Origin of the sequence: Gordonibacter sp. An230, assembly GCF_002159915.1 — a bacterium.
Classification (GTDB): domain Bacteria; phylum Actinomycetota; class Coriobacteriia; order Coriobacteriales; family Eggerthellaceae; genus Rubneribacter.
This window is the reverse complement of the sequence record NZ_NFJP01000048.1, coordinates 1-15,191: the sequence shown is the minus strand read 5'-3', so window position 1 is coordinate 15,191 and position 15,191 is coordinate 1. Positions and strand designations below refer to the sequence as shown.

Genomic DNA, 15,191 nt, shown 5'->3' with positions numbered 1-15,191 from the left:
CGCCCCGCCCGGCGTCGCACACCCGCGTCCCGCCCCGCCGCACGTCGCCGGCCTCGCGCATCCGCGTCACGCGTCGCCCGGCGTCGCACCCCGCCGAGCGCCACCCCGCCGCGCGCCAGCAGCGCTGCGCCACCCGTCCGCGAAGACGACTTCGAAAGCCGAAAAGAGCTCGGGGAGGGGGCAACTCCGTTCGGCGCGCCACCCCGCTCGTGGTATGATGCCTCCTCGCCGCCCTTGCGCCGAGCGCGGCGCGGGACGGCGAGGAGCCGCCGCCAACGTGCGCGGCGGCATGCAGGCGCCTTGCGCCGCGCACGAAGCAAGGGCCGCTGCAAGCGAGGTGCAGGATTTGGGTCTCGCCCACGCTCTGCGCGCGCTGCGCATCGAGCAAGGGCGTTCGGCATTCCCGCAACTGCGATCACGCTCGCGCCCCGCACCGCGCGCCGCGAGCGGGACACAGGCTCCTGAGAACGGGGCAGCGGCGGCATGCAGGCGCCTTGCGCCGCGCGCAGGGCGAGGAGCGGCAAGCGGCGCCGCAGCGAGCGCGTGCGGCACGCCCCCGCTCCGCGCGCGGAGCAGCGAGCGCATGCTGGAGCCGCGCTCTTCTCCACATGCGCCGCACGCGGAGCAAAAGCAGCGAGGAAAATGAACCGGAGAGGAAGGCATCGCCCATGATTCGATTCGGCATGGTCGGCATCGGGGTCATCGCAAGGGACTACGCGAGGCTTATCACGGAAGGAAAGGCGGGCAACTGCACGATAACCGCCCTGTCAAGCAGGAGCGAAACCCACATGAAACAGCTCCAGGAGGAGTTCGGGCTTCGCGACGCAACCCCGTTCACCGACTACTGCGCCATGCTGGACAGCGGAGCCATCGACGCGGTGATCATCTGCACCCCCCACTCGCTGCACCCTTCCATGGCCAAAGCGGCCGTTGATCGGGGGATCCACGCGCTCATCGAGAAGCCCATCGGAGTGTTTCCCGACGAGGTGGAAGACCTCCTTCGAACGCTTCGGGCGAACCCGGGCGTGAAATCCGGCGTGCTGTACTGCCGCCGTGCGGGAAGCGCCTTCCAAAAACTCCACGAGCTCGCGGAAAGCGGGTTCTTCGGCCAGCTCAAGCATGCCTCCTGGATCATCACCAACCTCTACCGCCCTCAGGCGTACCACAGCGCGCAAACATGGAAGGGAACGTACGCGGGAGAAGGGGGCGGCCTGTTGCTCACGCAGGCGTCGCACCAGCTCGACCTTTTGCTCTGGATGCTCGGCGCGCCCGAGAGCGTGCACGCCTTCTGCGGGTTCGGCGTGGAGCGCGACATAGAGGTGGAGAACGACGCCGTCTTGCACCTGCGCTATCCCGGAAACCTCACCGCCCAGTTCATCGCCTCGTCACGCGAATTTCCGGGGAGCAACCGGCTCGAGATAAGCGGCAGCGCAGGCCAGGCCGTGCTCGAAGACGACCGCGAGCTCACGCTTCGCGCGCTGTCCCAAGACGAGCGCGCGTTCTCCCGAACCACCGACGAGATGTTCGGTCGCATACCTTTCACCGAAAAAACGCTCTCTTTCGGCGATACGGACAACGCCGCCCAGCAAGCCGCCATCATCGCAAACTTCGTCTCGGCCGTCGAGCGAGACGGTCGCGTTTTGTGCTCGGTCGAGGACGCCCTGCTATCGCTCAGAACCATCAACGCCGCATACCTCTCGGCCTGGACAGGGGAAACGGTCTCCCTCGATTTCGATTCCGCCGAATATCGCAAAGCGCTGGAGAGCCGCTTTTGCTGACAGGGGGAGCACAGGGCGGCAGCAATGCCATCCTGCGGGGTCCGAAATTCAACATATCGGTTCCCCCTATCTTGCCAACTTACTAAAATCGTCACCATAGGGTACTATGGATATGCCCAATTCCAAATCCGAATTGTAGGAGGGAAGAATGAAGGAACAGTTGAACAACGGCATCAGCCGACGCTCGTTCGTGGTGGGCGGCACGGCCGCTCTCGCGTTCGCGGGCATCGGGCTCACCGGCTGCGGCGGCGGCGACACCAGCTCGGGCTCCAGCTCCACGAGCGACGGCACGTCCACCTCGGCGGGCACCCTTACCGCTGCCGTCGCCTACGACGGCAGCGACTACACGCCTGCCAGCACCTCGCAGGCGCTCCCGCTGGCCGGCAACCGCCACGTGACCGAGGCCCTTTACGACCTCGACCTGAGCGATTACTCCGCCTACGCGGCCCTCGCGGACGGCGACCCGGTTGCCGTGTCGGACACCGAGTACGAGATCACCATCCGCGACGGCGCCAAGTACTCTGACGGCACCGACGTGGTGGCCGGCGACGTGGTCGAAGCCTACACGCGCGCCACCGTCGAGGGAGGCATGTACCTGCCCATGCTCTCGTTCATCTCCTCTGTCGAGGCCAAGGACGACAAGACGGTGACCGTCAAGACCGCCTACCCCTTCTCCCTGATCAAGGAGCGCCTGTCGCTCATCAGGGTGACGCCCGCCTCCATGACCAACGACGAGCTCAAGGTTCACCCCGTCGGCTCTGGCCCGTGGGTCTACGACGAGATCACCGAGACGAAGCTGACCTTCTCGCCGAACCCGAACTACAACGGCCCGTACGCCCCCAAGGACACCTCCATGGTGTGGGACGTCATCAAGGACGACACCGCCCGCACGACGGCCATGACCGAGGCCACCGTCCAGGTCATGGAGAACGTCCCGGCCGACATCATCCCGCAGATCCAGGCGGTGGGCGCCACGGTCGACGACGTGCAGGGTTTCAGCCTGCCCTTCCTCATGTTCAACACGAAGAAGGCCCCGCTTGACGACAATCGCGTGCGCCAGGCGTTCTTCTACGCCATCGACGTGGAGAAGCTCATCAGCAACGCGCTCTCCGGCCAGGCAGCCACGGTCAAGTGCTTCCTGCCCGAGAACCACGCGAACTTCCACGAGGCCTCCACGGTGTTCACCTACGACCCCGACAAGGCCAAGAGCCTGCTGTCCGAGGCCGGCGTCGACAGCCTCTCCATCACCCTCGACACCACCGACGCCTCGTGGATCACGGCGCTCTCGCCCTCCATCAAGGAGGACCTTGCGGCGGTCGGCATCGAGGCGGAAATCCGCGAGTCCGTCTCGGCGGCCCTGTACAGCAACTACACCGACACCGACAACCCCGAGTTCGACGTGGTGCTGGCCCCGGGCGACCCGTCGGTGTTCGGCAACGACCCCGACCTGCTGATGAGCTGGTGGTACGGCGACAACAGCTGGACGCAGAAGCGCACGCAGTGGAAGGGCTCGGAGGCCTACGAGGAGCTCCATGGCTACATGCAGGCGGCTGTGGAGGCCACCGGCAACGAGCAGCAGGAGAACTGGAACAAGTGCTTCGATCTGCTCTCCGAGCAGGTGCCGCTGTACCCGCTGCTCCACCGCAAGGTGTCCACCGGCTACTACCAGGACAAGCTCGACGGCTTCAAGTCCATCGGCACCACGGGCGTTTCTTTCATCGGCGTTTCGAGCAAGTAGCTCTCTTCCCAAAAAACCGGTTACCGGTATAATAAGGTGAATTTGTCCGCAAACGGACCCACTGGTATCACTGAGTGGGTCCGTTTGGCGGATGTGGAAAACGGTTGCCGAAAGGGGTTTGAGCGATGAGCAATCTACTCAGGCTTATCGGGAGACGCCTCATCACACTCCCTATCATGATCCTGGGAGTCACGTTTCTTGTCTATTTCCTCATGTCCTTCTCTCCCATCGACACGGCTTACTCCGCGCTGGGCGAAGGAGCGACGCAGGAGCAGCTCGACGCGTACCGAGCGACGAACGGGCTGAACGACCCGTGGATCGTCCAGTACGGGAGGTTCCTCGTCAACATGTGCCAGGGAGACCTGGGCACCTACGGAGCCGGGTCCATCTCCGTCGCCGACAAGGTGGCAACAGCGCTCCCCATCACGCTGCAGCTGACGTTCATCGGCCTTCTCATCGCCGTCGTCATCGCCGTCGTGCTGGGCGTTGTTTCGGCCTTGTACCGTGATCGCTGGCCCGACCAGGTGATCCGCGTGTTCTCAATCATCTGCATCGCCACCCCGTCGTTTTGGCTTGCGGTTCTTCTCATCCTTTTGTTCTCTTCGACCCTGCACGTGCTCCCCGCCGCAGGCAACCTTCCGTCGTTCTCGTCCGACCCCGGCGGCTACCTGGCCCGCATGGCGATGCCGGCGTTCGCGCTCGGCGTTCCCGTGGCAGGCCAGCTCACCCGCGTCATCCGCACCGCCATGGTGGAGGAGCTTGACAAGGACTACGTGCGCACGGCCATCGGCGCCGGCATCCCCAAATCGGTCGTCGTCGCCAGGAACGTCCTGCGCAACGCGCTCATCACGCCGGTCACGGTGCTGGGCCTGCGCATCGGCTACCTCATCGGCGGCGCCGTCGTCATCGAGGTCATCTTCAACCTGCCGGGCATGGGCATGGCCATCGTGCAGGGCGTCCAAGGCAACTATCCCACCCTCGTGCAGGGCGTGACGCTCACCGTCGCCTTGACGTTCATCATCATCAACATCGTGGTGGACATGCTGTATATCCTTATCAACCCCCGAATCAGGACGGTGTAGAGACATGGTGCAGCTTCGTGGCAATCTCGTTGAGAAGATGGAGGGGAATGCCGGGCGCGTGCGCTTTCGCCGTTGGAAGAGCATGACGATCGGCTCGCGCATCTCGCTCATCGTCCTCATCCTCATCGTGCTCACGGCGGTGGCGGCGCCCGTGATCGCACCGCACAACCCGCTCGAGATCTTCACCGCCCGCCAGGCGCCCAACGCCGAATTCCTCTTCGGCACCGACGACAAGGGCCGCGACGTGCTCTCCCGCATGATGTACGGCGCGCGCTACTCGCTCGTCATCGGCCTGTGCGCCACCGGCTTCGCGCTCGTGTGCGGCTCCATCATCGGCTCCATCGCCGCAGTGTCCCGCAAATGGGTGTCCGAGGTCATCATGCGCGTCCTCGATGTGGTCATGTCGTTCCCGGGCATCGCGCTGGCGGCCGTGTTCGTGACGGTGTTCGGCAACTCGCTGCCTTCGCTTATCCTCGCCATCGGCTTCCTCTACATACCCCAGATCGCCCGCATCGTGCGCGCGAACGTGGTGAGCGAGTACGGCGAGGACTACGTCCGGGCCGTGGTGGTGTCGGGTGCGCGCGCGCCGTGGATCCTCGTCAAGCACGTCGTGCGCAACTGCATCGCGCCCGTCATGGTGTTCACCATCGTGCTGGTGGCCGACGCCATCGTGTTCGAGGCTTCGCTGTCCTTCATCGGCGCGGGCATCCCCGAACCTGATCCCACCTGGGGCAACATCCTCTCCGACGCGCGCAACGGCGTGCTTGCCGGCCGTTGGTGGCAGGCGCTGTTCCCCGGTTTGGCGATCATGATCACCGTGCTGTGCCTCAACATCCTCTCGGAGGGCATGACCGACGCGCTGGCGGCCGTCCCGAAGGCCCCCGTCAACGCCAAGGACTCCGACCTGGCCGGCAAGCGCGAGGCCGACCGCCTCGTGGCCGACCCGACGCTGGCCTACAAGGCCCAGGCCGAGTCGCTCAAGCGCCGCCTCGCCGAGCTGCAGGCCGTCGAGAAGACGCGCACCGACCGCTTCGAGGCGCGCACCGACGTTCCGCCCATCCTCGAGGTCAAGGATCTGTGCATCAAGTTCCCGCGCCACGGCGACGTGAACGTGGTCGATCACGTGAGCTTCGTCGTGCGCCCGCGCCAGACCATGGGGCTCGTGGGCGAGTCCGGCTGCGGCAAGTCCATCACCTCGCTCACCATCATGGGCCTGCTCGACCCGAAAGCCCAGGTGACCGGCGAGGTGCTCTACGACGGGCAGAACCTGCTCGACATGAGCCAAAAGGAGATGAACGCCCTGCGCGGCCGTGAGATCGCGATGATCTACCAGGACGCGCTGTCCTCGCTCAACCCCTCGATGCTCATCAAGTCGCAGATGAAGCAGCTCACCAAGCGCGGCGGCACCCGCACCGCCGAGGAGCTTCTGGAGCTGGTGGGCCTCGACCCGAAGCGCACGCTCGACTCCTACCCCCACGAGCTTTCGGGCGGCCAGCGCCAGCGCGTGCTCATCGCCATGGCGCTCACGCGCGATCCGAAGGTGGTCATCGCCGACGAGCCCACCACGGCCCTCGACGTGACCGCGCAGAAGCAGGTCATCGAGCTTTTGAACCGCCTGCAGAAGGAGCTGGGCTTCGCGATGGTGTTCGTGAGCCACGACCTGGCGCTCGTGGCCGAGGTGGCGAACTCCATCACGGTCATGTACGCCGGCCAGGTGGTGGAGCAGGGTCCTGTCAAGGACATCCTGTGCCACCCGGTGCACGAGTACACGCGCGGCCTCCTCGGCTCGGTGTTGTCCATCGAGGCCGGCGGCGACCGCCTGCACCAGGTGCCGGGCAGCGTCCCCAGCCCGAAGGACTTCCCCGTCGGCGACCGCTTCACGCCGCGCTCGAGCCACCCCGACAAGGTGTCGCAGCTGCGCCCTGTGCTCAAGCGCGTGGAGGACACCGACCACTACTACGCCGAGCTGCCTGACAGCGAGCTCAAGCGCCTCGGTATCAAACCGTACGTTCCAGGAGGTGCGCTGCTATGAGCGAGCTCGAAACGAACGCGGCCGAGTCCGTGGCGGGAGCCGCGGACGGCCAGACGCCCATCATCTTCCTCGACGACGTCCGCGTGACGTTCAAGACGCGCACCGGTTCCATCCTGCATCCGAACAAGGTGCAGGCCGTGCGCGGGCTCACGCTCAAGCTTATGCCCGGGCAGACGCTCGGCATCGTGGGCGAGTCAGGCTGCGGCAAGTCAACCACGGCAAATGTCATGTGCGGCCTTCAGCAGCCCACGTCGGGCAAGGTGTACTTCAAAGGCGAGGACGTGACGAAGCGCTCGGCTGCGCAGCGCCGCCTCATCGGCCGCGTGATCTCGGTGGTGTTCCAAGATCCCGCCACGGCGCTCAACGCGCGCATGACGGTGCACGACCAGCTGATAGATCCGATGCTCGTGCACAAGGTTGGCGACAAGGCCTCGCGCGAGAAGCGCATCCACGAGCTTATCGAGATGGTGGGCCTGCCGGAATCGGTCCTCGACGCGCTGCCGGGCCAGATGTCCGGCGGTCAGCGTCAGCGCGTCGCCATCGCGCGCGCCCTGTCGCTCGAGCCCGACGCCATCATCGCCGACGAGCCCACGAGCGCCCTCGACGTGTCGGTGCGCGCGCAGATCCTGAACCTGCTCATGGACCTCAAGCGCAACCTGGGCCTGTCGATGGTGTTCATCAGCCACGACATACAGACGGTGCGCTACATCTCCGACGAGATCATCGTCATGAACGCCGGCGAAGCCGTCGAGCGCGGCACCGCCAAGGAAGTGTTCGAGAACCCCAAGGACGATTACACGCGACTGCTTTTGGGCGCAGCTCCCTCGCTGCTCCATCCCGACTTGGGCAAGTAGCGCAGCGGAGCGGGTACTGTTTGGCACGACGAAGGGCCGCCGGATCGAAATCCGGCGGCCCTTCGCTTTTGGCCTTCCGGACGGACTCAAAACGATCTCGGACGGAAACGCCCGAATCATTTGCGATGCGCATAAAGGCGGAGAGCCCACGACCAGGAGGAGCGCGGCTCGCCCCGGGTCGGCGGCCGCAACCGGCCGAGGGCCGGGGCGCGGGCCGCGACCCGGGAAGGGGGCTCGCCCCGGGTCGGCGGTTACAGCCGGCCGACGATGCCCCGCCCCTGGCCGCAAGGGATCCGATCCACTTTTCGGCGGACGCACGCCCTCGCCAACTCCGATTCGTCAGATGAAGGCCCCCGAACTGGCACAGATCGCGCTTTGTGCATAGGTTCTGGCTGCAAAATCGCCTTGCGGATTCTTGCGACCTGGTCTTTCTCCGACCGAGCGTCGGCGCGAAGCCGATGCTCGGAAGAAAATCTATGCACAAAGCGCGATCTGTGCCACTTCGGGAGGCAATCTGAGCCAATCCCGGCTCAACTTTAGAAGGCTCCCCCCCCTTCCACCGAGCGAGCCTCGTGGTTCGCAGGCCCGCACGCACCATCCCGGCTAGGGGGCAAACGCGGGGAATCTCGCCATAGCGCCCGCCCCTTCCGCGCCGACCGGGCGGAAGGGGTGGGCGCATGCCCTTCGCCCACCTCACGCCATCCCCGCATCCGCAGCGGACCGCACGGCGGGGCGCCTGCGAGCTCGGGCAGGGCACCGCAGCCACCAGACCCCCTCCCGCCCTCCGCCCGCGACCCCCGTCCCCCTCACGCCGACCTCGCAAAATCACTCGTGTCCGCGAACACCATGCACGGAGCATGCCCCTCCCCTGCCGCAAACAAGAGGGTTCGCGGAGGCGCGCGAACGCACCTCTCCTTCTGCGCAGGACCCCGCGTCCACCAGCCTCCCCGCACCCGCGCCTCCCGCGCCACCTCGCGTCGGGCCCGCCCGCGCCCTCCGCCTTTTCGTGCCAATCCCCAGCGCATCCCCCTCCTCCGCCCCTCCCCTGCATCCGCAGGGGCCCACAGGCCGGGGCTTCCCGCGAACCTGAGCAAGAAGAAGCGCTGCGCCCCTCAATCGCACGCGCCAAACGCCGCGCGGACCGCACGTGCGTCGACCTCGGCGGCCAATCCTCAAGGCATCTCGCGTCAGGTCCGGCCACGCCCACGCACCACCTCGCGACGGCCCACCTCACGCCATCCCCGTATCCGCAGCGGACCGCACGGCGGGGCGCCTGCGAACCCAAGCGGAAGGGAAAGCCGCCCGACCCGAAGCTCGGAACCCGCCGACCGCATCGCGAGGCTTCCCGCGCACGCGCCGACCGCATCGCGCACTCGCACGCAGCCCTGCGCCCCCTCGCGCCGCGGCCCAGCACGGCTCCAGAAAGCGCGCCGCGGACGCGGACGGCAGAGCGTCCCTCCCGCCCGTTCGCGCGCCCTTCGCCCTCGCGCGCGACGCCCCTCCGCGTGCGAGGGCGCTTTTTATGTGACGACCTGCCCACATTCGTTGACGCTCGCCCTCGGAGACCTGTACCCTTTTACCGTTTGCAACAGACACGGAAAGAGGCTTCCACCCATGACTGATTCACCGTTTCGCGGCGTTATCCCACCGGTCGTCATCCCGCTGACCGAGAAGCGCCAGCTCGACCTCGAAGCGCTTGAGCGCACCATCAACCGCATGATCGACGCCGGCGTCGACGGGCTGTTCTTCCTCGGCTCGTCGGGCGAGGTGGCGTTCCTCACCGACGCGCAGCGCTACCACGTGCTGCAGGAAGCCGTCGCCATGGTGCACGGCCGCGTGCCGGTGATGGCGGGCATCATCGACATGGAGACGCTGCGCGTGGTCGACCAGGCAAAACGCGCTTCGGGCTACGGGGTGGACGCCCTCGTGGCCACCGCGCCCTTCTACGCCCTCGGCGGCCCGAAGGAGGTCGAGCGCCACTTCCGCGCCATCCGCGAGCACACCGACCTGCCGCTGTTCGCCTACGACCTGCCCGTCTGCGTGCACACGAAGCTCGACCCCACGATGCTCGTGCGCCTCGGCGCCGACGGCGTGCTGCAAGGAGTGAAGGACTCCTCCGGCGACGACGTTGCGTTTCGCTGGCTCGTGCTGCAAAACGAGGACGCGGGGCATCCGCTGCAGCTGCTGACCGGCCACGAGGTGGTTGTGGACGGCGCGTACCTCAGCGGCGCGGACGGCTCGGTGCCGGGCCTTGCGAACATCGATCCCGAAAGCTACGTGGAGCAGTGGCGCGCCGCACAGGCCGGCGACTGGGAGCGCGTGCGCGAGATCCAGAATCACCTGGCCCGCCTCATGTTCGTGACGCGCGAGGTAAAGGCCACCGTGGGCTTCGGCGCCGGCGTGGGCGCGTTCAAGACGGCGCTGTGGCAGATGGGCGTGTTCAACACGAACCAGATGCGCGAGCCTGTGTGCGCGCTCGAAGGCGAGGACGTGGAGCGCATCGTGGAGGTGCTCAAGAAGGCCGGCCTCATGGCCGCCGACGCCCCGATCCGTCCGTCGCACTGGAGCGCTTGCTCCATCGCCTTGCCGGAGACGTCGAAGTAAGGAGGCCCCGTGACCGCTGACCACGACACCATCGAAACGCTCGTCCGCACGCGCGATTGGCTCCGCGCGGAGCTGGACGCCTGCGTGCGCTTCTGGCTCGAGCACGGCATCGACCGCGAGAACGGCGGCGTGTACACCTGCCTCGACCGCACGGGCGAGGTGTACTCCACCGACAAAAGCGTGTGGATGCAGGGCCGCTGCGCTTGGACCTTCTCGCACCTGTGCCGCCTCTACGGCGAGCGTCCGGAGTGGATGGAAGCCGCGAAAAGCTGCCTCGACTTCCTCGAGGAGCACTGCATCAACCGCGAGGCGGGCGGACGCCTGTACTTCACGGTGACCGCCGAGGGGAAGCCCCTGCGCCAGCGCCGCTACTGCTTCTCCGAGGGCTTCTACGCCATCGCGAACGCCGAGTACTACGGGCTGACCGGCAAGATCGAGCACCTCGAGCGCGCGAGGCGCGCCTACCGCCTCATCTACGAGCTGAACAACGGCCTCATCGAAGACCCGACGGGACTCGGCCCCAAGACCATCCCCGAGACGCGCTCGGGACGCGCGCTGGCCGACCCGATGATCTTCCTCAACATCATCGGCATCATGCGCCGCGTCGACCCCGCCAACACCGAGGAGTACGACCGCCACGCGCGCGAGTGCACCGACGCGATCGTGCGCTTCCACTACCGTCCCGAGCTGGGCTGCACGCTCGAGAGTGTGAACGCCGAGGGCCAGCCCGAGCTCGACTACACCGCCGGGCGCGTGGTGAACCCCGGGCACGACATCGAGTGCAGCTGGTTCATGATGGACGAGGCCAACTACCGCGGCGACGAGGAGCTGCACAAGGCGGCCGAGCAGATATTCCGCCTGGCCATCGAGGCAGGTTGGGACAAAGAGTACGGCGGGCTTCTGTACTTCATCGACGCATGCGGCAAGCCCACCGAAGCCTACGAGCACGACATGAAGCTGTGGTGGCCCCACAACGAGATCATGATCGCCGCCTCGAAGGCCTACCGCGACACCGGCGACGCGTACTACCTCGAGTGGCTGCTGCGCACCGTCGACTACTGCAAAGAGCACTTCGTCGACCCCGAGTACGGCGAGTGGTACGGATACCTGCGCCGCGACGGCCTTCCCACCATGCCGCCCACGAAAGGCTCCACGTTCAAGGGGCCGTTCCACGTCCCCCGGGCCCTGTCCATGACCGAGCGAGCCCTCACCGAGATCATCGGGGACGAGGCGGCTCCATCGGCCTGACGCACGACAGGCCGCCCGACGGGGCGCCTCCGCGCGGCAGACCGCCTCGTTTCGCGCGGCCGCATTCGCGTTCGAAGCGCGATCGGCCGCGCGGCGCGGCGCTCCGAGGCCCCTCGTCTCCGAAACCTCCGCGAAAGACCATCGACCGCCCAACAACCCGCGAGAAAGGCGAAGCAATGAACTACCTGGGTATCGACTACGACATCAAGAACGCCCCCGTCCTCGACAAGGGCTTCATCCCGTTTGGCGTGTGGATGCGCGCCTACCTCGAAGGGGCCGACCGCCCCGTCTCCGTGGCCGTCGAGCGCGAGAACGGCCTCGTCTCGGTGCGCTCCACCTTCATCCGCGGCGAGGAATTCGCCGAGGCGAACCTGCGCTACGTAGAGCGCTTCGTGAAGTTCATGCTGTGGAGCACGGGCGGTTTCCGCATCTACCTCTGCGGCTGCGACGACATCGCCGCGAAGCTGGCCGAGGCCTACAGCGCCACCGGGGCGCGCGCCTTCGACTTCGGGTTCGTCGACGACGTGTACGAGAAGCCCCTCGAGGTGATCGCCTGCTCCGAGGCCGACTTCCCCGCCGCCAACGAGGCCGCCAAGCCCATCGGCGGCCACAAGGACGGCTGCCGCATCGGCTTCGACGCGGGCGGAAGCGACCGTAAGGTGTCGGCCGTAATCGACGGCGAGTCGGTGTACTCCGAAGAGGTGGTGTGGTACCCCAAGGTCACCGAGGACCCCACGTACCACTTCAACGAGATCGTGACGGCGTTCAAGACCGCCGCCTCCAAGATGCCGCGCGTGGACGCCATCGGCGTGTCGTCGGCCGGCGTGTACGTGGACGACTGCCCGATGGTGGCGTCGCTGTTCATCAAAGTGCCGCGCGAGAGGCGCGACGAGGTGAAGAGCATCTACAAGCGCGCCGCCGCCGAGATCGGCGACGTGCCGCTCGTGGTGGCCAACGACGGCGACGTGACGGCGCTTGCGGGCTACATGTCCACCGGCGAAGGGTCCATCCTCGGCATCGCCATGGGCACCTCCGAGGCCGTGGGCTACGTGAACGCCGCCGGCAACGTGCTGGGCTGGCTGAACGAGCTCGCCTTCGCGCCCGTGGACCTGTCGCCCGAAGCCATGCAGGACGAGTGGTCCACCGACTACGGCGTGGGCTGCAAATACTTCAGCCAAGACGCCGTCATCAAGCTGGCCCCCGCCGCTGGCATCGAGCTCGACCCCGAGCTCTCCCCCGCCCAGAAGCTCAAGGTGGTGCAGGGCCTGGCCGACGAGGGGCACGAGGGCGCGCTCGACATCTTCCGCTCCATCGGCGCGTACCTGGCGCACACGCTCGTGCTGTACAGCAGCTTCTACGACATCAAGACGCTGCTGGTGCTGGGCCGCGTGTCCTCGGGCGTGGGCGGCGACCTCGTCATCAGCGAGTGCAACCGCATCCTGGCCGAGGAGTATCCCGAACTGGCCGAGCAGATCACCGTCACGCTGCCCGACGAGATGATGCGCCGCGTGGGCCAGTCGGCCGCCGCCGCCTCGCTGCCGGAGCTGTAGGCCGAGTCCGACGCGTCGGCGAGCGGCCTGCCCGCCGGGCGGGCCAGCGGGCCAGCGGGCCGCATTCCCTCGCACAACGCCTCGTCCATGCCAAGGGCCCCCTCGCGGAAGCTCCGCGAGGGGGCCCTTGGCGCATTCGTCGTCGAAACGCAGGGAGCTTCTCGTCCGCCAACGCGCATGAGGCGGCGGCCCACCGAAAGCTTCCGATCCTCTACAGGGCGCGCCCGCGCACGACGACGCGTTCGATCTCGAGCGTCTCCTTGCTCAAAAGCACGGCGTCAGCCACGAACCCGGAAGCGATGGAGCCGCGATCAGCCAGCCCCAAAGCACGCGCCGGATTGGTCGATGCGGCCTTCACCGCGCTCTCGAGCGGAATGCCCATGTCGCGCACAGCAACGTACAGGCAGCGCATGAGGTCGCTCACCGAGCCGGCCAACGCCCCGTTTTCGATGGTGGCCACATATCCGCGCACAGTCACGTCCTGACCGCCCAGATCGTACGTGCCGTCCTCGAGGCCGGCGGCGCGCAGCGTGTCGCTGATGAGAATCATGCGATCGTCACCGAACATGTTGAACGCGAGGCGCACCATGGCAGGATGGATGTGAATGCCATCGGCGATGATCTCTGGCGTGACGTCGTCGCGTTCAGCCGCGGCGGGGATGGGGCCGGGCTTGCGGTGATGCATGGGATCCATGGCGTTGAACAGGTGCGTCAGATGCCGCACGCCCAGATCGAACGCATGGGCCGCCGTGTCGTAGTCCGTGCAAGTGTGCGCGAGCGAGATGCGCACCTCGTCCGAAAGCTCGCGGACGAACTCGTCCGCGCCCGGCTCCTCCGGCGCGATGTCCACGATCTTGAACAGGCCCCCTGCCACCTCTTGCAAGCGCCGGAACTCCTCCACGCTGGGATTGCGCACGTAGTCGGGGTTCTGCGCGCCCACCTTGCTCGGCGAGATGAACGGCCCCTCCATGTTGATGCCCACGAGCGCCGCCTCGTTCGCCGCCGGCTCATAGGCCGCCGCAGCTTGCGCCGCGCGCGTGAGCACGTCCTCGGGCAGCGTCATCGTGGCCGGACACATGGCCGTGATGCCGCGCGACGCCTCGTACGCGCCCATGCGGTGCAAGCCTTCGAGGTCCCCATCGCTCATATCGGCCCCGGCGCTGCCATGGAAGTGCAGGTCGATCAGACCCGGGATCACATAGCAGCCCGATGCGTCGAGCGCGCCGCCTTCGCCGTCGGATTCTTCCGCAAAACGGCCCCCGGCCGTGAACACATCGCGCTCGACAAAGCCCTCGCCGTCGAACACGCTTCCGTTGATGATGCGCATTGCCTTTCTCCTTCCGAACTGCCTCAGCAGGTGGTTTTCGCAGGGACATTATACCTTCTTGCCGGCTTTCTCTCAGCCTTTGCCGCGAGAAGGTCGGCGACGATCCGCATCTTTTCGCAAACCGAGGGCCAATCTGCACAGAAATCGCCGTTGTGAAGCCCTGACGGCGCCTTCGAGGCCCCTTTCGCGCGGACCGGGACCGGCGGTCGAGGCGTTTGCCCAGGTCGGCGATCTCGGCGCGGCCGCAAATCGCCCTCGGGGGCTTCACAACGGCGATTTCTGTGCATTCGGGGGCCGAGAAACCATCGGTAGGCTGGCGGCGAGCGTCCTCGGGAGGGAGGAAGGAAGGAGGGAGGAATCGTCCGGAAAGCACCATTGGAGTCGGGGGGTCGGATTGAACGACAGAGGCGCCCGGCCTGGTCAACGCCCTCGGGAAGGGCGAGGAGGGGGGAGAAGGAGTTCTCGAAGCCCGAGCCAAACGGAAAGGGCCGCCGCCCGGCAAGCACCATCGGAGAAAGGAGGAACAAAAAAAAGGGGGGGGGGCAAAGCCTTCGAAGAGGGAAACGCCCTCGGGGACGGCCGGACGGCACGACCTTCGAGGAGGTCGGGCTGCGCGCCCACCGACCGGCATGTGCCCCCTCCGGAAGAGGCCCCCAGAGCGGGCGGATGAGCGATCGGACCCTTCGGCCGGCGCGCGCCCCGGCCGGAGGGAGCCGCTCGGGGCTCCGCGACCAGCGGTTGCCGCAGCACCGGCGAACGTCCACGGCCGGCAGGCGCGCAGTCTAACCCACCGGCACCCCCACCCGACGTCTTCCGGCCGGCAAGCACCCCTAGCCAGCTGGCCCCACGGCCGAAAGAAACCCGCAACCGCCGGGAGGGCGCAGCGCCGGACGCCCCTCCCGCTGGCGAGCCCCCCGACGGCAGGCGGGCGCAGCGCCGGACGCCCGCGACCCGCCCCACCCGCAGCCCCAGTCACTT

At 67.0% G+C, this 15,191-nt stretch carries 9 protein-coding genes; 8 read left to right on the top strand and 1 reads right to left on the bottom strand.

The features are described from left to right. Window positions 1-668 precede the first annotated feature (668 nt). The 8 genes from B5F40_RS15305 (at window position 669) to B5F40_RS15270 (ending at window position 12,886) form a co-directional block, all read left to right on the top strand. Complete coding sequence (locus B5F40_RS15305; RefSeq protein ID WP_162611011.1) at window positions 669-1,778, top strand: Gfo/Idh/MocA family protein; 1,110 nt, start codon at window positions 669-671, stop codon at window positions 1,776-1,778. A 148-nt stretch (window positions 1,779-1,926) separates the two neighbouring features. Further along, window positions 1,927-3,516 carry an ABC transporter substrate-binding protein gene (locus B5F40_RS15300; protein WP_087195136.1) on the top strand — a complete coding sequence of 530 codons (1,590 nt, stop codon included), beginning with the start codon at window positions 1,927-1,929 and terminating at the stop codon, window positions 3,514-3,516. Between the two features lie 125 nt (window positions 3,517-3,641). Continuing rightward, a complete protein-coding gene (locus B5F40_RS15295) occupies window positions 3,642-4,598 on the top strand; it encodes an ABC transporter permease (protein WP_087195135.1) in 957 nt (318 codons plus the stop codon). Between the two features lie 4 nt (window positions 4,599-4,602). Beyond that, the gene (locus B5F40_RS15290; RefSeq protein ID WP_087195134.1) at window positions 4,603-6,630 is read left to right on the top strand and encodes a dipeptide/oligopeptide/nickel ABC transporter permease/ATP-binding protein; all 2,028 of its coding nucleotides are present in this window, start codon (window positions 4,603-4,605) and stop codon (window positions 6,628-6,630) included. Continuing rightward, window positions 6,627-7,484: an ABC transporter ATP-binding protein gene (locus B5F40_RS15285; protein WP_087195133.1), complete on the top strand. Its 858-nt coding sequence runs from the start codon at window positions 6,627-6,629 to the stop codon at window positions 7,482-7,484. The genes B5F40_RS15290 and B5F40_RS15285 overlap by 4 nt, the downstream gene beginning before the upstream one ends. Before the next feature lie 1,614 nt (window positions 7,485-9,098). Continuing rightward, on the top strand, window positions 9,099-10,088 hold the full coding sequence (locus B5F40_RS15280; RefSeq protein WP_087195132.1) for a dihydrodipicolinate synthase family protein: 990 nt from the start codon (window positions 9,099-9,101) through the stop codon (window positions 10,086-10,088). Window positions 10,089-10,097: 9 nt separating this feature from the next. Then, window positions 10,098-11,336: an AGE family epimerase/isomerase gene (locus B5F40_RS15275; protein WP_087195131.1), complete on the top strand. Its 1,239-nt coding sequence runs from the start codon at window positions 10,098-10,100 to the stop codon at window positions 11,334-11,336. A gap of 176 nt (window positions 11,337-11,512) precedes the next feature. Next, complete coding sequence (locus B5F40_RS15270) at window positions 11,513-12,886, top strand: ROK family protein (RefSeq protein WP_087195130.1); 1,374 nt, start codon at window positions 11,513-11,515, stop codon at window positions 12,884-12,886. Window positions 12,887-13,097: 211 nt separating this feature from the next. On the opposite strand, the gene nagA is transcribed toward B5F40_RS15270, so the two are convergent. Next, the gene (gene nagA, locus B5F40_RS15265) at window positions 13,098-14,213 is read right to left on the bottom strand and encodes an N-acetylglucosamine-6-phosphate deacetylase (protein WP_087195129.1); all 1,116 of its coding nucleotides are present in this window, start codon (window positions 14,211-14,213) and stop codon (window positions 13,098-13,100) included. Window positions 14,214-15,191: the final 978 nt, after the last annotated feature.

Excerpts from the sequence above, each read along its gene's own strand:
- nagA (WP_087195129.1), bottom strand. The coding sequence starts at position 14,213 with ATGCGCATCATCAACGGAAGCGTGTTCGACGGCGAGGGCTTTGTCGAG.
- B5F40_RS15305 (WP_162611011.1), top strand. The coding sequence starts at position 669 with ATGATTCGATTCGGCATGGTCGGCATCGGGGTCATCGCAAGGGACTAC.
- B5F40_RS15280 (WP_087195132.1), top strand. The coding sequence starts at position 9,099 with ATGACTGATTCACCGTTTCGCGGCGTTATCCCACCGGTCGTCATCCCG.
- B5F40_RS15285 (WP_087195133.1), top strand. The coding sequence starts at position 6,627 with ATGAGCGAGCTCGAAACGAACGCGGCCGAGTCCGTGGCGGGAGCCGCG.
- B5F40_RS15270 (WP_087195130.1), top strand. The coding sequence starts at position 11,513 with ATGAACTACCTGGGTATCGACTACGACATCAAGAACGCCCCCGTCCTC.
- B5F40_RS15295 (WP_087195135.1), top strand. The coding sequence starts at position 3,642 with ATGAGCAATCTACTCAGGCTTATCGGGAGACGCCTCATCACACTCCCT.
- B5F40_RS15300 (WP_087195136.1), top strand. The coding sequence starts at position 1,927 with ATGAAGGAACAGTTGAACAACGGCATCAGCCGACGCTCGTTCGTGGTG.
- B5F40_RS15290 (WP_087195134.1), top strand. The coding sequence starts at position 4,603 with ATGGTGCAGCTTCGTGGCAATCTCGTTGAGAAGATGGAGGGGAATGCC.